This is a genomic window from Mesorhizobium sp. LNJC391B00 (assembly GCF_000502535.1).
Taxonomy (GTDB): Bacteria; Pseudomonadota; Alphaproteobacteria; order Rhizobiales; family Rhizobiaceae; genus Mesorhizobium.
This window is the reverse complement of sequence record NZ_AYWI01000018.1, coordinates 97,398-121,874: the sequence shown is the minus strand read 5'-3', so window position 1 is coordinate 121,874 and position 24,477 is coordinate 97,398. Positions and strand designations below refer to the sequence as shown.

Sequence of the window (24,477 nt, the reverse complement as noted above, 5' to 3'; positions counted from 1 at the left end):
ATCTGGTCGTAGCGCTTGTACTCGCCAAAATACTTCGTGATCGCCGCCGTCAGCGACGTCTTGCCATGATCGACGTGGCCAATCGTGCCAATGTTCACATGAGGCTTGTTACGCTCGAATTTACCTTTTGCCATGTGATGTCTCCAATCTGCTCGCCCGTACGGGCCTTGAATTAAGTTACCGATGCAACCCGTTCAGGTTACGCGTATTTCTTCTGGACTTCCTGGGCGACCGCGGTCGGCACAGGCTCATAGTGATCGAACTGCATCGTGTAGGCCGCGCGGCCCTGGCTCATCGAGCGCAGGTTGTCGACGTACTTGAACATGTTGGCCAGCGGCACCATCGCGTTGATGACGACAGCCACGCCACGCGCTTCCTGGCCCTGGATCTGGCCGCGACGGCCGTTCAGGTCGCCGATGACGCTGCCGACATAGTCTTCCGGGGTCACGACTTCGACCTTCATGATCGGCTCGAGCAGCTGCACGCCAAGCTTGGGTGCGGCTTCACGGAAGCAGGCGCGGCCGGCGATTTCGAAGGCCAGAACGCTGGAGTCCACATCGTGGTAAGCGCCGTCGATAAGCGTCGCCTTGACGCCGATCATCGGGAAGCCCGCGAACGGACCCGACGACATGACGCTGTTGATGCCCTTTTCGACACCCGGGATGTATTCCTTGGGAACCGCACCGCCGACGATCTTGGTCTCGAACTCGAACTCCGAGCTTTCCGGGTTCGGTTCGAACACGATCTTGACGCGGGCGAACTGACCGGTACCGCCGGTCTGCTTCTTGTGGGTGTAGTCCTGCTCGTGCCTGCGGGTGATGGTCTCGCGGTAAGCCACCTGCGGCGCGCCGACATTGGCCTCGACCTTGAACTCGCGACGCATGCGGTCGACGATGATGTCGAGGTGAAGTTCGCCCATGCCCGAAATGATGGTCTGGCCGCTTTCCTCGTCCGTCTTGACACGGAAGGACGGATCCTCGGCAGCCAGGCGGTGAAGGGCGAGGCCCATCTTTTCCTGGTCGTTCTTGGTCTTCGGCTCGATGGCGATCTGGATGACCGGATCGGGGAATTCCATGCGCTCGAGGATGACCGGGTGCAGCGGATCGCTGAGCGTGTCGCCGGTGGTCGTGTCCTTGAGGCCAGCCAGAGCAACGATGTCGCCGGCAAAGGCTTCTTCGACGTCGGCGCGCGAATTCGCATGCATCTGCAGCATGCGGCCGATGCGCTCTTTCTTGCCCTTGACGGTGTTATCGACCGAGATGCCCTTGGTCAGCTTGCCCGAATAGATGCGGGCAAAGGTCAGCGAACCGACGAACGGGTCGTTCATGATCTTGAAGGCCAGCATCGACAGCGGCTCGTTGTCGTCGGCATGACGCTCGATCTCGGCGTCGGTCTTGGCGTCGACGCCCTTGATGGCGGGAACATCGGCCGGCGACGGCAGGTATTCGACGACGGCGTCGAGCAGCGGCTGCACGCCCTTGTTCTTGAAGGCCGAGCCACAGAACATCGGGTAGAACTTGACGGCGATGGTGCCCTTGCGGATCAGCGCGCGGATCTCGTCATTCGACGGCATCTTGCCTTCGAGGTAATTCTCGAGTGCCGTCTCGTCCATTTCGACAGCGGCTTCGATCATCTTCTCGCGGTATTCTTCGGCACGGGCCTGGAGATCGGTCGGGATCTCGACGACGTCCCAGGCTGCGCCCAGCGTCTCGTCGCGCCAGACCAGCGCGTTCATCTCGACGAGATCGACAACGCCCTTGAATTCAGTCTCAGCGCCGATCGGCAGCTGCATGACGACGGCATGCGCACCAAGACGCGAGCCGATCATCTCGACCGAGCGGTAGAAGTCGGCGCCGATCTTGTCCATCTTGTTGCAGAAGATCATGCGCGGAACTTTGTACTTGTCGGCCTGGCGCCAGACAGTCTCGGTCTGCGGCTCGACACCGGCATTGGCATCGAGCAGCGCAATGGCGCCGTCGAGCACGCGCAGCGAACGCTCGACTTCGATGGTGAAGTCGACGTGTCCGGGAGTGTCGATGATGTTGAAGCGGTACATCTTGCCGCTGCGACCCTTCCAGAAGGTCGTGGTGGCGGCGGACGTGATGGTGATGCCGCGCTCCTGCTCCTGCTCCATCCAATCCATGGTGGCAGCGCCGTCGTGGACTTCGCCGATCTTGTGCGACTTGCCCGTGTAATAGAGGACGCGCTCGGTGGTCGTCGTCTTGCCGGCGTCAATATGCGCCATGATACCGAAATTGCGGTAGTCTTCGATTTTGTATTCGCGGGCCATCTTGGATGCCTTCTCAGTCTCGTTCGCGCTTTACCAGCGGTAGTGTGCGAAAGCGCGGTTGGCTTCAGCCATCTTGTGGGTGTCTTCACGCTTCTTCACGGCGGTGCCGCGGTTGTTGGCTGCGTCCATCAGCTCGCCGGAGAGTCGGTCGACCATGGTGGTCTCGTTGCGGTTGCGGGCCGCGGCGATCAGCCAGCGGATCGCCAGGGCCTGGCGGCGCTCGGGGCGCACATCGACCGGAACCTGGTAGGTAGCGCCGCCGACGCGGCGCGACCGGACTTCCACATGCGGCGCGACATTGTCGAGCGCCTGATGGAAGACGGTGACCGGCTCCTGCTTGGTCTTCGACTGAACCTGGTCGAGCGCACCGTAGACGATGGTCTCGGCAACCGACTTCTTGCCGTCATACATGACGGCGTTCATGAACTTGGTGACGATCAGATCGCCGAACTTCGGGTCCGGATTGATCTCACGCTTTTCTGCACTGTGACGACGCGACATGGCTTTTGTCTCTCAATCTCGTAGCCCGACGCATTCAAGCAGCGCCAGGGCCGGAAAATCTTACTTCGGACGCTTGGCGCCGTACTTCGAACGGCGCTGCTTGCGGTTCTTCACGCCCTGCGTGTCGAGCACGCCGCGGATGATGTGGTAGCGCACGCCCGGAAGATCCTTTACGCGGCCGCCGCGGATCATGACCACGGAGTGTTCCTGAAGGTTGTGGCCTTCGCCGGGGATGTAGCCGATCACTTCAAAGCCGTTGGTCAGGCGGATCTTGGCCACCTTGCGCAGTGCCGAGTTCGGCTTCTTCGGCGTCGTTGTATAGACGCGCGTGCAGACGCCCCGCTTCTGCGGGTTCTGCTGCATGGCCGGGACCTTGTTGCGCTTCACCGGCGCAATGCGCGGCTTGCGGATCAGCTGGTTGACGGTAGGCATTAAACCCTCTTGTCTCTCAATTCCGTGTCTCGCCCGGTCAGGGCCGCTCAAAGCGCCAATTCCATACGCAAATTCGGGCCATAAACCGCGCCTCGCGGTCCTGCCCGAACAAAATGCAGAGGAAGCGGGAACCGCTTCATGCGCGCCGGAAATGTCTTTTCGCTCGTAAAACGAACCCTGTTTGAGGCAAACTCCAAAGCGTGTCGCTTCGGAAGGGAGAGCCTCACATCGGTTCTGACTGGGCGGCTTCTACTCGCAAGACCGTGAACCGTCAACCCCGGCACGCCAAATATTGCGCGCTGACGACGGCTTGGCAGCCATGCGAAAAACGCATGTAATTTTCTTTCTTCGTTTTGCAAGGCAGAGGAAGAAAGTGACCGGGGCAGACAAGAAAGTGACCGGCTTTTGGCTGTCATGCGCGGGTTCTTCATGGCAAAAGGCGCCATGGACAGCCCAAAACCCCTCGCCCGCCCCCGTCTCAAGAGGAATCAGCCCGTGAACGACAATGAGGAACGCCCGGTCACCATCGTCACCGGCCGGGTCTGGAAAAAGAAGGGCGGCAAGCCGGAAGGCGTCCATGTGATGCTGGTTGCGCCCGACGACGATTCGGCCGTGCGCCGGGTGCTCGAATCGCTTGCGGCCGAAGGCTATGCCGAGGTCGAGCTCGACCAGATCGGCGATATGGACGGCGAACCCGACGAGGAGCCGCATCTGTCAGCCTTTCAGGGTGCGCTCGAAGGCGAAGTGTCGATCGTTACGTTCGAGGTTCCGCTCTGAGCGTGGCCGGCTGCTTGCGCCTGTCACCGCGCCGGCTTGCCCGGCACCGGTTCTCTGCTAAGAACCGAGCGACTTAACCAGCCAAATTCGAATCCGCGGAGTTCCCATGCCCTCGAACAATGGTCCCATCAAGCTCGGCATCGTCGGCGTCGGCAAGATCGTGCGCGACCAGCATCTGCCGGCAGTGGCCAAGGATGCGGACTACCGCCTCATCGCCGCCGCCAGCCGGCACGGCAAGGTGGACGGCATCCCGAATTTTCCGACCATTGAGGCGATGCTCGACGCGGTGCCGGAACTCGAGGCCGTGTCGCTGTGCATGCCGCCGCAGTTCCGCTACGACGCGGCACGCACGGCGCTGATTGCGAAGAAGCATGTTTTCCTGGAGAAGCCGCCGGGCGCCACTGTCAGTGAGGTCGAGGACCTGAAGCGGCTGGCGGCAGCCAATGGCGTCTCACTGTTCGCCAGCTGGCATTCGCGCTACGCGCCGGCGGTGGAAGCCGCGCGTGCCTTCCTGGCGTCGGCCAAGGTCAACTCGGCCGCCATCCTCTGGAAGGAAGATGTCCGCCGCTGGCATCCGAACCAGGATTGGATCTGGGCGCCGGGCGGCTTCGGTGTCTTCGATCCCGGCATCAACGCACTGTCGATCGCAACCCACATCCTGCCGGCGATGTTCATCACCTCGGCCGTCCTCGACTTCCCGGAAAACCGCGCCTCGCCTGTGGCGGCCCACGTGACCTTCCGTACCTCGGATGGGTTGCCGGTGACCATGGAGCTCGACTGGCTGCAGACGGGACCACAGAGCTGGGACATCCTGGCCGACACCGACAAGGGCAAGATGGTGCTGTCCGGCGGCGGCACCAAGCTCGCCATCGACGGCAAGGTGGTTCACGACGAGCCGGAAGCCGAATATCCCCAGCTTTACCGGCGCTTCGCTGAAATCGTACCCGCCGGCGTCTCCGATGTCGATTTGGCACCCCTGCAGCACGTGGCCGACGCCTTCATGCTCGGCAAGCGCAATGTGGTGGAAGCGTTCTTCGATTGAGCGATGAGTTCTGCCGGACCGCAGTCCGGACACTCATCATGCAGCCTTACTCGACGATCGCAATCGCAAACCCGTCATAGCCTTTGGCGCCGACGGTCTGGATGGCGGTGCCGTCCAGGCGCTTGTCGCCGCCGATGAAGGAAAACGCACCGCGTGCGCCTTCGACATACGCGTCACGGCCATCGTCGTTGAGCACGGTGCCGTCGCGGATGACGTTGTCGCAGATGATGACCGTCCCCGGCCGCGACAGGCGCATGGCCCATGACAGATAATTCGGGTTGTTCGGCTTGTCCGCGTCGATGAAGATCAGATCGAACGGACCGGCATTTTCGGCAGCCAGCGTCTCAAGCGACTGAAGCGCGGGGCCGATCCTGAGCTCGACCTTGTCCGGCACCCCTGCCCGCTCGAGATTCGAGTGCGCGACTTTTGCATGATGCGGCTCGAGTTCGAGCGTCACGATCTTGCCGCCGACGGGCAATCCCCTTGCCATCCAGATGGTCGAGTAGCCGCCAAGCGTGCCGATCTCCAGCACCTTCCTGGCGCCGCTGATGCGGACCAGCAGCGACAGCAGCTTGCCCTGCGCCGGCGATACGTCGATGGCCGGCAGGCCCTGGTCGCGGTTGGCCGCAAGCACCGCTTCGAGGATGGGATCTGCTTCGAAGAGAGAGGAAACGATGTAGTCGTCGACGTCAGTCCAAACCTTCTTGCTCATGTTTTCCTCGATTCGATTGGGGGTCAAAACGCGAAAAGGGGCCACTGGGGCCCCCTTCCTTCTTCTCGTCCTACCGCGCTTACTGCGCGGCGTTGACCATGTCGGTCAGCATCGGCTCGGCGACCTCGACACCGGAGGCCTTGCGGCGCTCGTCGATGATCAGTTCGTCGCGCGAGGTGGCGATGCGCCGGATCTGGCTCATCGTGCCGCCGGTACCGGCCGGGATCAGCCGGCCGACGATGACGTTTTCCTTCAGGCCCTGCAGCATGTCGGTCTTGCCGGCAACCGCAGCTTCGGTCAGCACCCTGGTCGTCTCCTGGAAGGAGGCGGCCGAGATGAAGGAAGGCGTCTGCAGCGAGGCCTTGGTTATGCCCAGCAGCACTGGCTGGCCTTCGGCCGGCTTCTTGCCGTCCTCGACCAGGCGCTCGTTGACCTCTTCCAGTTCGATCACGTCGACGTGGTCGCCCGGAATGTAGGTCGAGTCGCCCTGCACCGTGATCTCGACCTTCTGCAGCATCTGGCGAACGATCACCTCGATGTGCTTGTCGTTGATCGACACGCCCTGCAGACGGTAGACTTCCTGGATTTCGTTCACGAGGTAGGAAGCAAGTGCTTCCACGCCCTTGATCGCCAGGATGTCGTGTGGCGCCGGATTGCCGTCGAGGATGTAGTCGCCCTTCTCGATGACGTCGCCGTCCTGGAGATGGAACGGCTTGCCCTTCGGGATCAGGTATTCGACCGGCTCAAGCGTCGAGTCATGCGGCTCGATGATGATGCGGCGCTTGTTCTTGTAGTCGCGGCCGAAGCGGATCGTGCCATCGATCTCGGCGATGATGGCGTGATCCTTCGGACGACGTGCCTCGAACAGCTCGGCAACACGCGGCAGACCGCCGGTGATGTCCTTGGTCTTGGCGCTTTCCATCGGGATACGCGCCAAAACGTCGCCGGGGCGAACCTGCGAACCCGGCTCGACCGAAAGAATGGCCTCGACCGAGAGCAGGAAGCGGGCGTCGCCGCCCTTCGACAGCTTGCCGACCTTGCCCTTCGGGTCAAGGATGGCGATCGCCGGCTTGAGGTCGTTGCCGCGTGGCGTCGAGCGCCAGTCGATGACCTCGCGCTTGGTGATGCCGGTCGATTCGTCGGCCGTTTCCTGAACGGAAATGCCGTCGACCAGATCCTCGTACGACACCTTGCCCTCGATTTCGGTAAGGACCGGGCGGGTATAGGGATCCCATTCGGCGATACGCTGGCCGCGCTTCACCTTGTCGCCATCGTCCACGAAGATGCGCGAACCATAGGTAAGGCGATGCGAGGCACGCTCCTTGCCGGCTTCGTCGAGGATCAGCACCGCCATGTTGCGGCCCATGACCATCTGCTGGCCGTCCGAGTTGCGCACCACGTTGCGGTTGCGGATCTCGACCTTGCCCTCATACGAGGCTTCAAGGAACGAGCTGTCCACCACCTGCGCCGTACCGCCCATGTGGAAGGTACGCATGGTGAGCTGGGTGCCCGGCTCGCCGATCGACTGCGCCGCGATGACGCCGACGGCTTCGCCCTGGTTGACCGGGGTGCCGCGGGCAAGATCGCGTCCGTAGCAGACCGCACAGACGCCGATCCTGACCTCGCAGGTCAGTGCCGAGCGAATGCGGACCGACTGCACGCCGGCCTTTTCGATCTTTTCCACGTCACGCTCGTCCATCAGCGTTCCGGCCTTGACCAGAACCTCGCCCGAAACCGGGTGCGTGATGTCATCGAGCGAGGTGCGGCCCAGCACGCGCTGACCGACCGAAGCAACGACCTGACCGGCATCGACGATCGGCTGCATGGTGAGGCCCTTGTCGGTGCCGCAATCCACGGAGTTGACGATGCAGTCCTGCGCCACGTCGACCAGACGACGGGTGAGGTAACCCGAGTTCGCCGTCTTCAAGGCGGTGTCGGCCAGACCCTTGCGGGCGCCGTGGGTCGAGTTGAAGTACTCGAGCACGGTCAGGCCTTCCTTGAAGTTCGAGATGATCGGCGTCTCGATGATTTCACCCGAGGGCTTTGCCATCAGGCCGCGCATGCCAGCGAGCTGACGCATCTGGGTGGGCGAACCACGCGCACCCGAATGCGACATCATGTAGATCGAGTTCATCGGCTTTTGACGGCCACTGTCCTCGAACTCGACGGCCTTGATGCGGGCCATCATCTCGTCGGCGACCTTCTCCGAGCACTTGGCCCAGGCGTCGACGACCTTGTTGTACTTCTCGCCCTGAGTGATCAGGCCGTCATTGTACTGCTGCTCGTATTCCTTGGCCAAAGCCTCGGTGTCGGAAACCAGCTTGATCTTGGCGTCCGGGATCAGCATGTCGTCCTTGCCGAACGAAATGCCGGCGCGGCAGGCGTGGCTGAAGCCGAGGGCCATGATGCGGTCGCAGAAAATGACCGTCTCCTTCTGACCGCAGTGGCGGTAGACGGTGTCGATCATCTTGGAGATGTTCTTCTTGGTCATCTCCTGGTTGGCGGTCTCGTAAGGCACGTTGACGTTCTTCGGCAGCAGCTCGCCGATGATCATGCGGCCAGGCGTGGTGTCGTAGATTTTCGACACGACCTTGCCTTCGGCGTCGACCGTGCGGAAACGACCCTTGATCTTGGAGTGCAGCGTCACCGCCTTGGTCTCGAGCGCATGCTGGAGTTCGCCCATGTCGGCAAACACCATGCCTTCGCCCGGCTCGTTCTGATTGACGATCGAGAGATAGTAGAGACCCAGGACCATGTCCTGCGAAGGCACGATGATCGGCGCGCCGGAAGCCGGGTGCAGGATGTTGTTGGTCGACATCATCAGCACGCGGGCTTCAAGCTGCGCTTCCAACGACAGCGGCACGTGAACGGCCATCTGGTCGCCGTCGAAGTCGGCGTTGAAGGCCGTGCAGACCAACGGATGCAGCTGGATCGCCTTGCCTTCGATCAGGATCGGCTCGAACGCCTGGATGCCGAGGCGGTGCAGCGTCGGTGCACGGTTCAAGAGCACCGGATGCTCGCGGATGACCTCGTCGAGGATATCCCAGACTTCCGGACGCTCCTTCTCGACCAGCTTCTTGGCCTGCTTGACGGTCGAGGAGAACCCCTTGGCGTCGAGGCGGGCGTAGATGAACGGCTTGAACAGTTCGAGCGCCATCTTCTTCGGCAGGCCGCACTGGTGCAGCTTGAGCTCCGGACCGGTGACGATGACCGAACGGCCCGAATAGTCGACGCGCTTGCCGAGCAGATTCTGGCGGAACCGGCCCTGCTTGCCCTTCAACATGTCGGACAGCGACTTCAGCGGACGCTTGTTGGCGCCGGTGATGACGCGGCCGCGACGGCCGTTGTCGAACAGCGCATCGACGGCTTCCTGCAGCATGCGCTTTTCATTGCGCACGATGATGCCGGGGGCGCGCAGCTCGATCAGCCGCTTCAGACGGTTGTTGCGGTTGATGACGCGGCGATAGAGATCGTTCAGGTCGGACGTCGCGAAACGTCCACCATCCAGAGGAACCAGCGGGCGCAGGTCCGGTGGGATCACCGGAACCACCTTCATGATCATCCATTCCGGACGGTTGCCGGACTCCATGAAGTTCTCGACGACCTTGAGCCGCTTCAGATACTTCTTCTGCTTCAGCTCGGACGTGGTCGAAGCCAGTTCCGAACGCAGATCGCCGGCGATCTTCTCCAGGTCCATGCCGGCCAGAAGGTCATGAATGGCCTCGGCGCCGATCATGGCGGTGAACGAATCCTCGCCATACTCGTCGACGGCGATCATGTACTCTTCCTCGCTGAGCAGCTGGTGCTCCTTCAGCGCGGTTAGGCCAGGCTCGGTGACGATGTAGTTCTCGAAGTAGAGGACGCGCTCGATGTCCTTCAGGGTCATGTCGAGCAGCGTGCCGATGCGCGACGGCAGCGACTTCAGGAACCAGATGTGAGCGACAGGTGCCGCCAGCTCGATGTGGCCCATGCGCTCGCGGCGAACGCGCGACAGCGTGACTTCGACGCCGCACTTTTCGCAGATGACGCCCTTGTACTTCATGCGCTTGTACTTGCCGCACAGGCATTCATAGTCCTTGATCGGGCCAAAAATGCGCGCGCAGAACAGACCGTCACGCTCCGGCTTGAAGGTGCGGTAGTTGATGGTCTCCGGCTTCTTGATCTCGCCGAACGACCAGGACAGAATCTTCTCAGGGCTGGCGAGCGATATCCGGATGGAATCGAACACCTGCGCCGGCGCCTGCGGATTGAAGAGATTCATGACCTCTTGGTTCATGCCGTTCTCCTTTTCGGGGTCCTCGAAAACCCCTTGCATCTAACGCGGGCCAAATGCCCGCTGAGTGGTCGGCCCACTGGCCGTAGAATTTGTTGCATCCGGTCGCGGCGTTCCGCGACCGGATGTCTTGCTTACTCGGCCGCGCCCCTATTCGGCAGCATCTGGCAGCCGGACAGGGTTGTCGTCGAGCTTGGTGTTCTCCAGCTCGACATTGAGGCCGAGAGACCGCATTTCCTTGACGAGCACGTTGAAGCTCTCGGGAATGCCGGCCTCGAACGTGTCGTCGCCGCGCACGATCGCCTCGTAGACCTTGGTGCGGCCGGCGACATCGTCCGACTTCACCGTCAGCATTTCCTGCAGCGTGTAGGCGGCGCCATAGGCTTCCAGCGCCCAGACCTCCATTTCGCCGAAGCGCTGGCCACCGAACTGCGCCTTGCCGCCCAGCGGCTGCTGGGTAACGAGCGAGTACGGACCGATCGAACGCGCGTGGATCTTGTCGTCCACCAGGTGGTGAAGCTTGAGCATATAGATATAGCCCATCGTCACCTTGCGATCGAACGGCTCGCCTGTGCGTCCGTCATAGAGCTGCGACTGACCGCTGGTGTGCAGGCCCGCCTGCTCCAGCATGATGTTGATGTCGACTTCATGCGCGCCGTCGAACACCGGTGTCGCGATAGAGACGCCGCGGCGCATCTGCTCGCTGAGGCGAACGATGCTCTCGTCGTCATATTCGCGGACCGGCTCGTTGCGGTCGTTGGCTGGGATGAAGCTCTCGAGCGTCTTGCGCAACGGCTTGATGTCTCCAGCCGTCTTGTACGCGTCGATCAGCTCGCCGATCTTCTTGCCCATGCCCGCGCATGCCCAGCCCAGATGCGTTTCCAGGATCTGGCCGACATTCATGCGGCTCGGCACACCCAGCGGGTTGAGCACGATATCGGCATGCGTGCCGTCCTCGAGGAAAGGCATGTCCTCGACCGGAACGATCCGCGACACGACACCCTTGTTGCCGTGACGTCCGGCCATCTTGTCGCCCGGCTGCATCTTGCGCTTCACGGCCACGAAGACCTTGACCATCTTCATGACGCCCGGAGGCATTTCGTCGCCGCGCTGGACCTTCTCGACCTTGTCCATGAAGCGCTGCTCGAGCGCCTTCTTGGAATCGTCGTACTGGCCACGCAGGGCTTCCAGTTCGCTCTGGAGCTTTTCGTTCTCCACCGCAAACTGCCACCACTGCGAACGCGGATACTCGTCCAGCGTGTCCTTCGACAGCTTCGAGCCCTTCTTGAAGCCCTTCGGCCCGGCAATGGCTTCCTTGCCGACGAGAACGTCGGAAAGGCGCGAATAGACGTTGCGGTCGAGGATCGCCTGCTCGTCGTCGCGGTCCTTGGCGAGGCGTTCGATCTCCTCGCGTTCGATCGCCATGGCGCGCTCGTCCTTCTCGACGCCGTGGCGGTTGAAGACGCGCACTTCGACGACTGTGCCGAAGGTGCCCGGAGGCATGCGCATCGAGGTGTCGCGAACGTCGGACGCCTTTTCACCGAAGATGGCGCGCAGGAGCTTTTCTTCCGGCGTCATCGGGCTTTCGCCCTTCGGCGTGATCTTGCCGACCAGGATGTCGCCCGGCTGCACTTCCGCGCCGATATAGACGATGCCGGCTTCGTCGAGGTTCTTCAGCGCTTCTTCCGAAACGTTCGGAATGTCGCGCGTGATTTCCTCCGGTCCAAGCTTGGTGTCGCGGGCCATGACCTCGAATTCCTCGATGTGGATCGAGGTGAAGACGTCGTCGGCCACGATGCGCTCGGAGAGCAGGATCGAGTCCTCGTAGTTGTAGCCGTTCCACGGCATGAACGCGACCAGCACGTTGCGGCCGAGCGCCAGATCGCCGAGCTCGGTCGACGGACCGTCGGCGATGATGTCGCCCTTGTTGACGCGGTCGCCCATGCGCACCAGCGGACGCTGGTTGATGCAGGTGTTCTGGTTCGAACGCTGGAACTTCATCAGCCGGTAGATGTCGACGCCCGACTTGCCGGGATCGAGATCTTCCGTGGCGCGGATGACGATACGCGTCGCGTCCACCTGGTCGACGATGCCGCCGCGGCGGGCGCCGATGGCGGCACCCGAGTCACGGGCAACGATCGGCTCCATGCCGGTGCCTACGAACGGCGCTTCGGCGCGCACCAGCGGCACGGCCTGACGCTGCATGTTGGAGCCCATTAGCGCGCGGTTGGCGTCGTCGTTCTCGAGGAACGGGATCAGCGCCGCGGCCACGGACACCATCTGCTTGGGCGACACGTCCATGAGATCGACGTTTTCGCGCGGCGCCATCATCACTTCGCCGGCGCTGCGGCAAATGACGAATTCGTCGACGAAACCACCATTCTTGTCGAGCTCGGCATTGGCCTGCGCAACGTGGTGCTTGGACTCTTCCATAGCGGAGAGATAGACGACCTCATTGGTCAGCTTGCCGTTGACGATCTTGCGGTACGGGCTTTCGATGAAGCCGTACTTGTTGACGCGCGCGAAGGTCGCCAGCGAGTTGATCAGACCGATGTTCGGGCCTTCCGGCGTCTCGATCGGGCAGATGCGGCCGTAATGCGTCGGGTGCACGTCGCGCACTTCGAAGCCGGCGCGCTCGCGGGTCAGACCGCCCGGGCCAAGTGCCGACAGGCGGCGCTTGTGGGTGATCTCCGACAGCGGGTTGGTCTGATCCATGAACTGCGACAGCTGCGAGGAACCGAAGAACTCGCGCACGGCGGCAGCCGCCGGCTTGGCGTTGATCAGGTCCTGCGGCATCACCGTATCGATCTCGATCGAGGACATACGTTCCTTGATCGCGCGCTCCATGCGCAGCAGGCCAACGCGGTATTGGTTCTCCATCAGCTCGCCGACAGAACGCACGCGGCGGTTGCCGAGATTGTCGATGTCGTCGATCTCGCCCTTGCCGTCGCGCAGCTCGACCAGCGTCTTGACCACGGCCAGGATGTCGTCCTTGCGCAGCACGCGCACGGTATCCTCAGCCTTGAGCTCGAGGCGCATGTTCATCTTGACGCGGCCGACGGCCGACAGGTCGTAGCGCTCCGAGTCGAAGAACAGCGAGTTGAACATGGCTTCGGCGGTTTCAAGCGTCGGCGGCTCGCCCGGGCGCATGACACGGTAGATGTCGAACAGTGCGTCCTGGCGGCTCTCGTTCTTGTCGACGTTGAGCGTATTGCGGATGTAGGCGCCGACATTGACGTGGTCGATGTCGAGAACCTTGATCTCGCTTTCGCCCGTGCCGAGCAGCACCTTCAGCGTCTTTTCGTCGATCTCGTCGCCGGCTTCGAGGAAAATCTCCCCGGTGCCGTAGTTGACGATGTCCTCGGCCAGGTAATTGCCGAGCAGATCCTCGTCGGTCGCCTTGATCGCCTTCAGACCCTTTTCGCCAAGCCCTCTTGCCTGGCGGGCGGTGATCTTCTTGCCGGCCTCGACGACAACTTCGCCGGTGTCGGCATCGACGAGGTCGCCAACGGCCTTCAGGCCGCGGAAACGCTCGACGTTGAACGGGATGCGCCAGTGGTCGCCGGCGCGCTTGTAGGTGATCTTGTTGTAGAAGGTCGACAGGATTTCTTCGCCGTCCATGCCGAGCGCCATCAAGAGCGACGTCACCGGAATCTTGCGGCGGCGGTCGATGCGGGCGTGCACGACGTCCTTGGAATCGAACTCGATGTCGAGCCACGAACCGCGATAGGGAATGACGCGCGCCGCAAACAAAAGCTTGCCCGAGGAGTGCGACTTGCCCTTGTCATGGTCGAAGAAGACGCCCGGCGAACGGTGCATCTGCGAGACGATGACGCGCTCCGTGCCATTGACGATGAAGGTGCCGTTGAGCGTCATGAGCGGCATGTCGCCCATATAGACGTCCTGCTCCTTGATGTCCTTGATCGACTTTGCGCCGGTATCCTCGTCGATATCGAACACGATGAGGCGCAGCGTCACCTTGAGTGGCGCGGCATAGGTCAGGTCGCGCTGACGGCATTCGTCAACGTCGAATTTCGGTCCTTCGAACTCGTACTTCACGAACTCCAGCATCGAGGAGCCGGAGAAATCGGAGATCGGGAAAACCGACTTGAAAACGGCCTGCAGTCCCTCGTCCGGACGCCCACCCTTGGGCTCCGCCACCATCAGGAACTGGTCATAGGATGCTTTTTGAACCTCGATCAGGTTCGGCATCTCCGCAACTTCCGGAATCTTTCCGAAGAACTTGCGTACGCGTCTGCGGCCATTGAAAGTCTGGGTCTGGGCCATCGTCGCTCCTTAGCTATAAACTCGGGGCGAGCCTCGCCGCGGCTCACCTTGCATGCGCGGCCACCTCGGCGGCGGCCCCTGATCTGTTTCCCGCCGCCTGGCGGCGACGGCTAAAACGGGTGAAAACCCGTTTCCTGAAGGCCGGTTTCGGCCCTCAGGAAAGAGGTTCTCGTACATCTCGCGCTACGCATCCTCCCCTCTGATGAAGGGAGTGGCGGACGGCGCGAGGCCGCCCGCCGCTTTTACGCTTACTTCAGGTCGACCTTGGCGCCGGCTGCTTCCAGCTGGGCCTTGAACTTCTCAGCGTCAGCCTTGGAAACGGCTTCCTTGACCGGCTTCGGAGCTGCTTCGACCAGATCCTTGGCTTCCTTGAGGCCCAGGCCGGTGATGGCGCGGACTTCCTTGATGACGTTGATCTTCTGAGCGCCTGCCTCGGTGAGGACGACGTCGAATTCCGTCTTTTCCTCAGCCGGAGCAGCAGCAGCGGCAGCGCCGCCGGCAGCGGCAACCGCCACCGGAGCAGCAGCCGAAACGCCCCACTTTTCTTCCAGAAGCTTCGACAACTCGGCCGCCTCGAGGACGGTCAGCTTCGAAAGGTCGTCTACGATCTTTGCCAGATCAGCCATTGTTGTATTCCTTCATCAGGTTCGAACGTGTGTTTGTGATAGCGAGGAACGGCCTCATGCCGCCTCGTCCTTCCGGGCGTAAGCGCCGATGACGCGCGCGACCGAAGCCGCTGGCGCATTGACGATCTGGGCGATCCGGGTTGCCGGCGTGGCGATCATGCCAACCAGCCTGGCGCGCAGCTCATCGAGCGACGGAAGTGTGGCGAGTGCCTTCACACCGTCGGCGTTGAGCGAGGTGGTGCCCATTGCGCCGCCGAGAATGACCAACTTGTCATTTCCCTTGGCGAAATCGGACGCGACCTTCGGCGCCGCAATCGGATCCTCCGAATAAGCGATCAGCGTCTGTCCCTTGAACAGGTCGATGATCGATGCGGAGTCCGTGCCCTGAAGAGCGATTTTGGCGAGACGGTTCTTCGCGACTTTGACGGTGCCACCGGCAGCGCGCATTTTCGACCGAAGGTCGTTCATTTGCGCGACGGTGATACCGGCGTAGTGGGCCACGACGACTGAACCAGCGCCTGCAAAAGCACCATTCAGGCCCGTGACGAGTTCGCGTTTTTCCGCTCTGTCCACTGCCTATCTCCAGTTGACCCCTGCCCCGCTAGTGGGACAGGCGTCGGGTTGCCTTTTTGCCGGCCGGGCCATCCATTACAGATCTCCCGAACGACGCTCGAGGATCCTGCCCCCTTTCGCCACATCGACGGCAAGCCGGAGATGCGCAGACAAAAGGCAAACACGGTTCGAACCTTTCATTGGAGCTTGTCGCTCCGTTGTCCGGTTTTCACCCGTCTCATGCAGGCCCAATTCAATTAAGGCTTCTGGGCCGCCTGCAATCTCGGACAGGATGTCCGGAAGCCTCTCGACTTCCGGTACCGGGCCGCCGACAAGTCAGAGGCCCGGAATTCACTTGCGGATCAGCGCCTTGGCAGCCGATCCAGATGTTCGTATCAAGACGCTGCGAGCGTCGAGACGTCGAGCTTGAGGCCCGGGCCCATCGTCGAGGTGACCGACACCTTCTTGACGTAGTTGCCCTTGGCGCCAGCCGGCTTTGCCTTGGTCACGGCATCGGCGAAGGCGCGGACGTTTTCTTCCAGCGCCTTGACGTCGAACGAGACCTTGCCGACGCCGGCATGAACGATGCCGGCCTTCTCGACGCGGAACTCGACAGCGCCGCCCTTCGATGCCTTGACGGCGGCGGCGACGTCGGTGGTGACGGTGCCGACCTTCGGGTTCGGCATCATGCCGCGCGGGCCCAGCACCTTGCCCAGACGGCCGACCAGCGGCATCATGTCCGGCGTGGCGATGCAGCGATCGAAGTCGATCGTGCCCTTCTGGACGATGTCGACCAGATCCTCGGCACCGACGATGTCGGCGCCGGCGGCGCGAGCCTCATCGGCCTTGCCGCCACGTGCGAACACGGCGACGCGGACAGAGCGGCCGGTGCCGTTCGGCAGGTTGACCACGCCGCGGACCATCTGGTCGGCATGGCGCGGGTCGACGCCGAGGTTCATCGCAACTTCGATGGTCTCGTCGAACTTCACCGTCGAACGGTCCTTGAGCAGCTTCAGCGCCTCACCAAGGGCATAGGCCTTGTTGGGGTCGATGCCGTCACGGGACTTCGATACACGCTTTGCAATCTTTGCCATGATCTCAGCCCACCACTTCCAGACCCATCGAGCGGGCGGAGCCCTCGACCATGCGCATGGCCGCCTCGACGTCGTTTGCGTTCAGATCCTTCATCTTCTGTTCGGCAATGGCGCGCACCTTGTCGCGACCGATCGTGCCGGCCTTGATCTTGCCCGGCTCTTTCGAACCCGAAGTCAAGTTCGCCGCCTTTTTCAGGAAGTAGCTCACCGGCGGCGTCTTCATGACGAAGGTGAAGGACTTGTCCTGGTAATAGGTGATGACGACCGGGATCGGCGATCCCTTTTCCATTTCCTGGGTCTGCGCGTTGAACGCCTTGCAGAATTCCATGATGTTGATGCCGCGCTGACCAAGTGCCGGGCCGATCGGCGGAGACGGCGTAGCCGATCCCGCTTTGACCTGGAGCTTGAGCTGGCCTGCAATTTTCTTAGCCATCTCTTTCCTGCCTTTATCTCATGCCGGCCCCAGTATCGGGAACACCGGCGGTTGCAGTCTGGTGGTGCGGTCCGCGCGGCCGGCTAAAGCCGCATTCGCCTCCCACCCGTTCATGGCCGCGCGCTTTCCGCGCCGCCTCCCCTTGCCGGCGAACCGGCGCAGGGTTTTCGGATCAGCCCTTTTCGACCTGTCCGAATTCCAGATCGACCGGCACGGCGCGCCCGAAGATCGAAACTTCCACCTTGAGCCGCGCCCGCTCCTCGTCCACTTCCTGGACGAAACCGTTGAACGAGGCGAACGGACCATCCGAAACGCGGATCGCCTCGCCGATCTCGAAAGTGACCGAGGGCTTCGGCCGCTCGACGCCTTCCTGAACCTGGTTCAGGATGCGCTGCGCCTCGGCTTCGGTGATCGGCACCGGCTTGGAGTCACCGAGGAAGCCGGTGACCTTCGGCGTGTTCTTGACCAGCGAGAACACCGCATCGGTCAGATTGGCCTTGAGCAGCACATAGCCCGGAAAGAACTTGCGCTCGGCATCGACCTTGCGGCCGCGGCGGATTTCGACGACCTTCTCGGTCGGCACCACGATCTGCTCGATATCGGCGGACAGGCCCTTCTGCTTGGCCTTGTTCTCAATGTCCTCGGCGACCTTCTTTTCGAAGTTCGAATAGGCGTGGACGATGTACCAGCGCGCGGTCATTTCAAGACTTCTCCGTAATCGCCGGACTTAATGGCCGAGGCTCAGTAACCGCTCGATCGCGTAGCCCATGGCCACGTCGGCGGTGAAGAAAAAGATCATCGCGATGACCGCGAATACGAGCACCATCACCGTCGAGATCATCGTCTCCCGGCGCGACGGCCAAGTCACCTTGGCGGTCTCCGCGCGGACCTGCTGGAGAAAGACGAAAGGATTTGTGGTTTTCGAAGCCATATGCCGCTCTGTCTTCAAGACCCGTTGGCCGGGTCTCCTGGATGATCCCGCTGGCCGGGACGTGCCGCCTGGGTTCAACTCGGCGCCGAATCAGCGCCATTTCGCCCATGCAAATCGGACGCGTAAAGCCGGCTTCCCAGCTCCACGCGTCGCGTGTCTGTTGTGTCTACATAAAACCGATTCTTGATCCACGCAAGTGGCAAGTGTCCGCTTTATGACCAAACGCCGCCTCGGAACCATCCAGTCGTCCCGTCCCGGCTATCGGCGCCTTATGCCTCAGTTTGCCCAATATGGCAAGCCACCTGCCGTTTTTCAATGCCGGACCCGAATTCCGGAGGTGCATCCGGAAATCAGGCACGTGACTACAAGTTCGAGGAAATGGCGTTGAGGACGAACCTGCGACCTGCTGTTTTGGAAAGCAAATGAAGCACCCAAGGTTGGAATCCAGCTGCCCCTGGCGAGGCAGCTGGATCAACCCAGGGTTAGTTCAGGCACAGGCGAGTTCGACCCCGGCCACTGCGCCGATTCCGCGTGGTGGGCGTGGGCGCGGCGCGATCACTGCCGGGCACGAGGGCGGGTCGTCGTCATCGTCGGGGCCGAAAGAACGGCCACGACGCCGCCAAGCCTTGAGAGCGCTGCGGCGCGAGGAGGGTCGCCAAGGCAGCACTCGGCCTGAAGTCTCTTTCCCCAGCGTGGGTTTCTCATCGAGAGCCTTCAACGCCCTCAGAATCTGGTCGACAGGGATTACCGTGCCGTTGTCCAGGCGGCGCAAGGCAGGCTGGTTTTCCACCGCGCAGGCATCGGACGCCCACGAGGAAAGCAGTGCCCGCTTTTCTCCACGGCTGAGGCGTGGATGGTTGATGACGTCGTCTGGATTGTCGAGCAGGCACAAAGAAGTTTCAATTTTGCCCGAGCGTGCCGCAGAAAGTGTCGGTGTCTCGTAGAAGTTGTCCATCTCCATTCTCCGCAATCTGGGCCTCCCGGCCGAAGCCGGGAGGCGGACCGCAGGGATAACTGAATCGATACGATCAGGCCGCTTTGCGGGTGCGTTCCGTATCCTGGGCGATCTGCTTGCCGCCCACCTGAGCGTCGCCGGCCCCGATGCTGATGCGGCGCGGCTTCAGCTCTTCGGGAATCTCACGGACGATGTCGATGGTCAGGAGACCCTTCTCAAGGTTTGCTGCCTTGATCTTCATGTGGTCGGCAAGCTTGAACGTCTGCCTGAAACTGCGGTAGGCGATGCCCTGGTGCAGCAGCTGGCGTCCGCTCTGATCATCAGCCTTCTGGCCTACCACGACCAGTTCGGGTCCATGCTGGGTCAGCTCAACCTCATCCTGGCTGAAGCCTGCGATGGCCATCGAGATACGGTAGCCGTTCTCGTCGACCTTCTCGATGTTATAGGGCGGCCAGTCCGGACGCGTGCCGCTGTCGAGCATGTCGAAAANCGTTCTCGTCGACCTTCTCGATGTTATAGGGCGGCCAGTCCGGACGCGTGCCGCTGTCGAGCATGTCGAAAAGCCGGTCGAAACCGACGGTGGTCCGATAGAGAGTATCAAAGGTTCTCATAGCCACATCCTCCTTTGAAGCAACATGGGTACAAGGGCGCCGCCCAGCAGCGCCGTCTTTTGCCAAGCCAATCGGCCTCGGCGCGAAACGAATTAGGAAGGGCCGAAAACGGGTTCAAGAGCCCTGTTCAGAAAATTTCAGAAGCCAGGCCAGCATCCCGCTTCCAATAATTCGCAGCCGCTGAAAAGCAGCCGGCGGCAGCAAAATATGCCTATTCTGAATTGTGAACGCAAATGGCAATTGGCTCGCCAATGGCAGTTGGATCAAGGAAATCGGTTCGTGGAAATACGCCGACTTCGGCATTGCGCATCAGCGCTCTCGCTCTGCGATGCCTTCGGAACGTTGCTCGTCGAGTACGCCGCTTCAGCCCAACCAAACGAGGAGCCAAAACAAGGCGTTTCTAAAATGCCGGATTCCAACGAGGAAAATGGCACGGGCAGCAGGGCTCGAACCTACGACCTGCGGTTTTGGAGACCGCCGCTCTACCAACTGAGCTATGCCCGTACGCGCGTTTCAGCGCAGGCGCTTCCTAAAAGCTTCCGGGCGCGCTGTAAAGAGTTGTCTGACGCGCTTTCAGATCCTTTGCCGGAAATCCGGATAGGTGATGACCAGCCCGTCCCTGCCTATCTCGATTTTCGCCTGCCTGAAGCCGCATGCCGGCGCTCAGCCCCCGGCCGGCGGCTTGTACGGCCCGCCCGGCACGCCCCAGCCCCAGGCCGGCATCGGTTCGGTCTGCGGGTCGCAAGTCTCGCCGAGGGCAGAGTTCATCTTGGCCAGCCGCGATCCCCATTCGACATAGCCGATGAAGGCGGAGCGGAATTCGGGATCGTCCGGCAACCCGACCGCATCGGCGGCATCGGCAAGCAGGCTGATCCAGCGGCGGCGCTGTTCCTCCGTCAAATGCTTGCCGAGATGATGCATGACCATCTCGCGGTGACCGCCAAATTTCTCGCTGTAGGTCTTCGGCCCGCCAAAAACCTCGCCGATAAAGGCCGCGACATGCGCGGGATGATCCGGCGACATGTGTTTGAACATTGGGCCGACCACCGGGTCGCGGGACACCATGTCGTAAAAGGTTTCCGTCAGCCGATTGAGGGCTTCGATGCCGCCGGCCCATTCGTAGAGTGTCGGGATATCCTGGCTCATTCTCGATCCTCCCCCGGGCGACGCCTGCCACGACGATAGCGGAGAAATCGGGCATGGCTCAACCTGCCTCGATGGCCAGTTTCTGCGATGCCTACAGTTTGGCGGGCGACTCGGCCTTGGCTGTCGGCGGAAGCAAACAGTTGTCGGGCTTGGGTGAGGTTTTGCAAATAGCGGGGCCAGTTAGCGCCTCCACCGACTCCGGCCCGGTTGTCAGCCCGACTTTGAGCATCATGTCGGGCTCGAGCTGACGCTCGACCGAGCCTATCGCGGCGAACAGAGCTGGGTCCATCTCCATCTCCTCCAGGTAGGCTTTAACCAACTGCGTCTGTCCCCTCGAGGACATGCTGAGCCTCGCCTTGGGATCGACCAGCCTTTTGGCGCCGGCGGCAAGCATGAGCGCGCAGGCCGAATCGCACTCCACTCCAAAATCGCTAATCAGCCCGACATAGGCACCGTTATCGGCCAAGCAGCCTGCCTCGGGCGGGTCGCAGCCGACGATAGTGGTGCGAGCGACGGCGACGTCGAGCTTCCGTTCATGGATAAGCCTTCCCGCGGCCAGAGCGCTGAACAGGCTGCCCCCCTGTGAGCTGATCACCACCGGCAGCCGCCGGTTGCCAAGGGTGTCGAGCAACTGGCGCAACTTTTGCGGGGTCTGAGGCGTCATCGCGCCTTCCGCCGAGATCCATTCCGGGCTATCGGGATTGCAGAGCGAGTCTCTGCCGCGAACGACAACGAAGCGCATATCTGGCGTCGAATTCCCTGGCGCTGCCTGCAACGGCTTGGGAGCTGGAGCCTTGGCCGCCTGAGAAAGTGGGGGGCCGGTCTTTGCCTTGATCGCAGCCACCACGGCCGGCTTGGCCACGGGCGTTTGTCCGCCGGCTGGCTTGTTTCCCGGTATTTCCCGGCAGTTCGGAGCCGGCGGGTCGAACATGCACAAACTTGCTCTGGTAAACAGCTCAAGAGTGTCCGTGCTGGTCGCCAGTTTCATCGTCAGCATATCGTGGAGGCCGATCTGCCTGATGTCGCTCGCCGGCGTCGCCTTCATCAAGTCCAGCACGCCCTGCCCGATACCCATCTCTCGGAGATAGGCCGAGATCTTTCTCGCGTACCCCTTGCTCATCTCATAGGTCTTGTAGCTTTCACCTTGAGTGACCGTTTGCGTGGTGACCCGATATTTTTTGCCCCGTTTGACGCGATATGTGGTCCGGTAGTGCGTTGTGGAGGGGAACCAGGTGGTGGTGATCTGATGAACACCCAGATAGTTCCAGCCGCCGGCCACGCGGCGGACGCCACCGGCAAACATCAGCGGACAGGCGGAGTTGCAGCTGGCGCCATCAGACGCCCGGCCGAGATAGGCGGAACCTTTGCCGTAACTAAAACCACAACCATCCGTCCCGGGCCAACAGTCGGAAAACTCGGTCTTGCCTACGGCGATATCGAGCTTGTTCTTGCGGATTATCCGGCCAAGTTCGAGCGCTGCATTGACGTTGCCGCCAAAGGAATTGACGATGATGGGCAGTTTGCGGCTGCCAAGCTTCTTCAAGGTACGCTTGAGCAAGGCTGGCGTGCCGGCTGAGATGTCGCCTTCGGCGGAGATCCACTCCGGACAATTGGGCTCGCAGCCAGGTGCGCTGCTGCGCGTGACGACAAACTGCATCTCCGAGTGATCGTCGGTCCATATCGTCGGATCGGTCGGATAGAGCACTCCCTGCAGAGGGGGTACTGTCTGCCATGTCCCGGGGGAGGCATCCTCGGCCTTCGCGGCGAAGGCAGCCATCGCCATCGCGGCCACCGTCGACAGCCGGACCAGCCCGCGCCGCCACCGTCCCACAGTGTCTGAACGTTGTCCCAAAACCACGCCCGGCAAACCCCTCAATGCAATCCATAATAGTTGCGGCGACGGTGCTTGCAATAGCTTTGAAACAATCGTGCAATACTTGTGCCGCGCAACGCCGGAAACAAAAAGGCAGCCCCAAAGACCGCCCTTTTCCTGGTCCATCCGGCTGACACCGGCTCGACTATTTCTCGATGGTGATGACGACGCCGGCACGACGGTGCGGCCGCCTTCACGGAAGGCGAAGCAAGGCTTCTCTTCCATGACGATAGGCGCGATCAGCCATTGGACGACGGCACCACGCGGCAATTCTCAGGTTTCGGCGCCGATCTGCAGATGCTGGACCCCGTCAGCGCATCCACCGACTGGCGCCCGGTCGTCAGGCCGACCTCCAGCATCATGTCGGGTTCGAGCTGACGCTCGACCGAACTGCCCTGGAGCGCCCGGAACAAAGCGGGGCTGATCGCCATCTCGTCGAGGTAGGATTTGACCGCCTGCTTCTGCCCCATCAGATAGAGGCTGAGCCGCGCCTGGGAACCGACAAGCCGCCTGGCGCCACCGGCCAGCATGAGCGCGCAGGCCGAATCGCACTCGCCGTCGCCATCGACGCTCAGCCCGGCATAGGCGCCGTCCTTGGCCAGGCAATTCCACTCTGCCGGGTCGCAGCCGACGAAATCGGTGCGGGCAACGGCAACGTCGAGCTTCTTTTCATGGATGATCCGGCCCGCCGCCAGGGCGCCGGAGAGGTCTCCGCCTCGCGAGCTGATCACCACCGGCAGCCGCCGGTTGCCAAGCGTGGCGAGCAATTGGCTGAGTTTCTGCGGCGTCTGGGGCGTAATCGCGCCTTGCGCTGCAATCCATTCCGGGCAGTCGGGATTGCAGAGCGGGTTGCTGCCGCGAACCACGACAAAGCGCATGCCGTCATCGTGCGGCGCGCTCTCCGGCTTCACCGGCAGCGGCGCAGCCTTTGCCACGTCCGGCAGGCCGCCGGCTGGCTTGTTCTCCGGTATCTCCCGGCAATTCGGAGCCGGAAGGTTCAGCCTGCACAGGCTTGCGCTGGTCAGCAAATCTGCAGCGTCGTCGCTGGTGACCAGCTTCATTGTCAGCATGTCGCTGAGGTCGATCTGCTGGATGTCGCTGGCCGGCGTGCTCTTCATCGTCTCGATGATGCTGAGGTCGACACCCATCTCCTTGAAATAGGCGGACAGCTTGCGCTCCACCCCCTTGCTCATCTCGTAGGTCTTGTAGCTGCCGGTGTTCTTGCGGCTGACGACCTTCTTGCTGATGACCCGCTTCTTGCCTTTCACGATCCGGTAGCGGACCTGATACTGCACGTTCATCTGCACGATCGTGGTCGTGATCTGGTGGACGCCGAGATAGGCCAGCGGCCCGACCAGGCGCCTGGTGCCGCCGGCCAGCATCATTGGACAAGCGGACGCGCAATAGCTGCCGAGCACATAGGGGCTGCCGATATAGTGCGCGCCTCTGGCGTCGTTCTCCTTGCAGTTTTTCATCCCCGGCTCGCAGCCGACGAACCACGTCCTGCCGACCGCGATGTCGAGCTTGTTCTTGCGTATCATCCGGCCCATGGCGATGGCCGCATCGACATCGCCGCCCGGAGAGTTGATGACGATCGGCAATTTGCGGCCGCCGAGCGTTTTCAGGGCAGCCTTGAGCAGCGCCGGCGACTTGGCCGATATCGCACCCTCGGCCGATATCCATTCCGGACAGGTCGGCTCACAGCCCGCCGCGTCGCTACGCACGACGACGAACCGCATCGGCGGATCCGGATCCGGCTCTGAATTTTTTGTCTCGGCCGCCAAGGCGGCAGTGCCCATGGCAAACATCGACACCAGGCAGATCAGCCCCAGTGCCCACCATGACCGACTATGCAAACGGTGCTGTGGAACCATCCGACCAAGCCCTCAATCAATCTATACTGTAGAGGCTCACAGACTTGCAACAGAGATTGGGACCCCAA

General features: G+C 61.9%; 19 protein-coding genes, 1 tRNA gene and 1 pseudogene. 2 read left to right on the top strand and 19 right to left on the bottom strand.

Annotation, left to right across the window (positions count from 1 at the left end):
- From X750_RS1000000165215 to rpsL, 4 genes are all read right to left on the bottom strand, one after another.
- On the bottom strand, nt 1–134 hold a 134-nt coding region (locus X750_RS1000000165215), incomplete at its 3' end, for a GTP-binding protein (protein ID WP_245261238.1).
- A gap of 65 nt (nt 135–199) precedes the next feature.
- Nucleotides 200–2,290, bottom strand: a complete 2,091-nt coding sequence (fusA, locus tag X750_RS136585) for an elongation factor G (protein WP_023707177.1) — start codon at nt 2,288–2,290, stop codon at nt 200–202.
- 30 nt (nt 2,291–2,320) lie between these two features.
- Complete coding sequence (gene rpsG / locus X750_RS136590) at nt 2,321–2,791, bottom strand: 30S ribosomal protein S7 (RefSeq protein ID WP_008875664.1); 471 nt, start codon at nt 2,789–2,791, stop codon at nt 2,321–2,323.
- 60 nt (nt 2,792–2,851) lie between these two features.
- Complete coding sequence (gene rpsL / locus X750_RS136595) at nt 2,852–3,223, bottom strand: 30S ribosomal protein S12 (RefSeq protein ID WP_006333356.1); 372 nt, start codon at nt 3,221–3,223, stop codon at nt 2,852–2,854.
- Nucleotides 3,224–3,718: 495 nt separating this feature from the next.
- Here rpsL and X750_RS136600 point away from each other — a divergent pair, with 495 nt between their 5' ends.
- Nucleotides 3,719–4,000 (top strand): hypothetical protein, encoded by a 282-nt coding sequence (locus tag X750_RS136600; protein ID WP_023686022.1) that lies wholly within the window; start codon nt 3,719–3,721, stop codon nt 3,998–4,000.
- A gap of 106 nt (nt 4,001–4,106) precedes the next feature.
- Nucleotides 4,107–5,042: a Gfo/Idh/MocA family oxidoreductase gene (locus tag X750_RS136605; RefSeq protein WP_023686023.1), complete on the top strand. Its 936-nt coding sequence runs from the start codon at nt 4,107–4,109 to the stop codon at nt 5,040–5,042.
- A 46-nt stretch (nt 5,043–5,088) separates the two neighbouring features.
- Here the strand turns inward: X750_RS136605 and X750_RS136610 are convergent, their stop codons facing one another.
- The 15 genes and pseudogenes from X750_RS136610 to X750_RS136670 form a co-directional block, all read right to left on the bottom strand.
- Complete coding sequence (locus X750_RS136610) at nt 5,089–5,754, bottom strand: O-methyltransferase (protein ID WP_023667433.1); 666 nt, start codon at nt 5,752–5,754, stop codon at nt 5,089–5,091.
- 79 nt (nt 5,755–5,833) lie between these two features.
- Complete coding sequence (gene rpoC, locus X750_RS136615; protein ID WP_023667434.1) at nt 5,834–10,030, bottom strand: DNA-directed RNA polymerase subunit beta'; 4,197 nt, start codon at nt 10,028–10,030, stop codon at nt 5,834–5,836.
- 147 nt (nt 10,031–10,177) lie between these two features.
- The gene (gene rpoB / locus X750_RS136620) at nt 10,178–14,314 is read right to left on the bottom strand and encodes a DNA-directed RNA polymerase subunit beta (protein WP_023748781.1); all 4,137 of its coding nucleotides are present in this window, start codon (nt 14,312–14,314) and stop codon (nt 10,178–10,180) included.
- A gap of 248 nt (nt 14,315–14,562) precedes the next feature.
- On the bottom strand, nt 14,563–14,940 hold the full coding sequence (gene rplL / locus X750_RS136625; RefSeq protein WP_023667436.1) for a 50S ribosomal protein L7/L12: 378 nt from the start codon (nt 14,938–14,940) through the stop codon (nt 14,563–14,565).
- Between the two features lie 54 nt (nt 14,941–14,994).
- The gene (gene rplJ / locus X750_RS136630) at nt 14,995–15,513 is read right to left on the bottom strand and encodes a 50S ribosomal protein L10 (protein WP_023667437.1); all 519 of its coding nucleotides are present in this window, start codon (nt 15,511–15,513) and stop codon (nt 14,995–14,997) included.
- A 374-nt stretch (nt 15,514–15,887) separates the two neighbouring features.
- Nucleotides 15,888–16,586, bottom strand: a complete 699-nt coding sequence (gene rplA, locus X750_RS136635; RefSeq protein ID WP_023667438.1) for a 50S ribosomal protein L1 — start codon at nt 16,584–16,586, stop codon at nt 15,888–15,890.
- A 4-nt stretch (nt 16,587–16,590) separates the two neighbouring features.
- Nucleotides 16,591–17,019 (bottom strand): 50S ribosomal protein L11, encoded by a 429-nt coding sequence (rplK, locus tag X750_RS136640; RefSeq protein WP_006333334.1) that lies wholly within the window; start codon nt 17,017–17,019, stop codon nt 16,591–16,593.
- 172 nt (nt 17,020–17,191) lie between these two features.
- Nucleotides 17,192–17,719, bottom strand: a complete 528-nt coding sequence (nusG, locus tag X750_RS136645) for a transcription termination/antitermination protein NusG (RefSeq protein ID WP_006333333.1) — start codon at nt 17,717–17,719, stop codon at nt 17,192–17,194.
- A gap of 27 nt (nt 17,720–17,746) precedes the next feature.
- Nucleotides 17,747–17,950: a preprotein translocase subunit SecE gene (gene secE / locus X750_RS136650; protein ID WP_023667439.1), complete on the bottom strand. Its 204-nt coding sequence runs from the start codon at nt 17,948–17,950 to the stop codon at nt 17,747–17,749.
- A gap of 487 nt (nt 17,951–18,437) precedes the next feature.
- Nucleotides 18,438–18,905, bottom strand: a complete 468-nt coding sequence (locus tag X750_RS1000000166120; RefSeq protein ID WP_023707179.1) for a hypothetical protein — start codon at nt 18,903–18,905, stop codon at nt 18,438–18,440.
- 73 nt (nt 18,906–18,978) lie between these two features.
- A pseudogene (locus X750_RS0133855) lies at nt 18,979–19,516 on the bottom strand (Hsp20 family protein).
- A gap of 428 nt (nt 19,517–19,944) precedes the next feature.
- Nucleotides 19,945–20,020, bottom strand: a tRNA-Trp gene (locus X750_RS136655).
- A gap of 159 nt (nt 20,021–20,179) precedes the next feature.
- A complete protein-coding gene (locus tag X750_RS136660; RefSeq protein ID WP_023707182.1) occupies nt 20,180–20,662 on the bottom strand; it encodes a group II truncated hemoglobin in 483 nt (160 codons plus the stop codon).
- A gap of 91 nt (nt 20,663–20,753) precedes the next feature.
- Nucleotides 20,754–22,805, bottom strand: a complete 2,052-nt coding sequence (locus X750_RS136665) for a hypothetical protein (protein WP_348524494.1) — start codon at nt 22,803–22,805, stop codon at nt 20,754–20,756.
- Complete coding sequence (locus X750_RS136670) at nt 22,775–24,409, bottom strand: hypothetical protein (protein ID WP_023686029.1); 1,635 nt, start codon at nt 24,407–24,409, stop codon at nt 22,775–22,777. Before X750_RS136670 ends, X750_RS136665 begins: the two co-directional genes overlap by 31 nt.
- Between the last annotated feature and the right edge of the window lie 68 nt (nt 24,410–24,477).

Excerpts from the sequence above, each read along its gene's own strand:
- rpsL (WP_006333356.1), bottom strand. The coding sequence starts at position 3,223 with ATGCCTACCGTCAACCAGCTGATCCGCAAGCCGCGCATTGCGCCGGTG.
- rplL (WP_023667436.1), bottom strand. The coding sequence starts at position 14,940 with ATGGCTGATCTGGCAAAGATCGTAGACGACCTTTCGAAGCTGACCGTC.
- rplA (WP_023667438.1), bottom strand. The coding sequence starts at position 16,586 with ATGGCAAAGATTGCAAAGCGTGTATCGAAGTCCCGTGACGGCATCGAC.
- X750_RS136660 (WP_023707182.1), bottom strand. The coding sequence starts at position 20,662 with ATGAGCCAGGATATCCCGACACTCTACGAATGGGCCGGCGGCATCGAA.
- X750_RS136670 (WP_023686029.1), bottom strand. The coding sequence starts at position 24,409 with ATGGTTCCACAGCACCGTTTGCATAGTCGGTCATGGTGGGCACTGGGG.
- rplK (WP_006333334.1), bottom strand. The coding sequence starts at position 17,019 with ATGGCTAAGAAAATTGCAGGCCAGCTCAAGCTCCAGGTCAAAGCGGGA.
- X750_RS1000000166120 (WP_023707179.1), bottom strand. The coding sequence starts at position 18,905 with ATGGACAACTTCTACGAGACACCGACACTTTCTGCGGCACGCTCGGGC.
- fusA (WP_023707177.1), bottom strand. The coding sequence starts at position 2,290 with ATGGCCCGCGAATACAAAATCGAAGACTACCGCAATTTCGGTATCATG.
- X750_RS136605 (WP_023686023.1), top strand. The coding sequence starts at position 4,107 with ATGCCCTCGAACAATGGTCCCATCAAGCTCGGCATCGTCGGCGTCGGC.
- rpsG (WP_008875664.1), bottom strand. The coding sequence starts at position 2,791 with ATGTCGCGTCGTCACAGTGCAGAAAAGCGTGAGATCAATCCGGACCCG.
- nusG (WP_006333333.1), bottom strand. The coding sequence starts at position 17,719 with ATGACCGCGCGCTGGTACATCGTCCACGCCTATTCGAACTTCGAAAAG.
- X750_RS136610 (WP_023667433.1), bottom strand. The coding sequence starts at position 5,754 with ATGAGCAAGAAGGTTTGGACTGACGTCGACGACTACATCGTTTCCTCT.
- secE (WP_023667439.1), bottom strand. The coding sequence starts at position 17,950 with ATGGCTTCGAAAACCACAAATCCTTTCGTCTTTCTCCAGCAGGTCCGC.
- rpoB (WP_023748781.1), bottom strand. The coding sequence starts at position 14,314 with ATGGCCCAGACCCAGACTTTCAATGGCCGCAGACGCGTACGCAAGTTC.
- rpoC (WP_023667434.1), bottom strand. The coding sequence starts at position 10,030 with ATGAACCAAGAGGTCATGAATCTCTTCAATCCGCAGGCGCCGGCGCAG.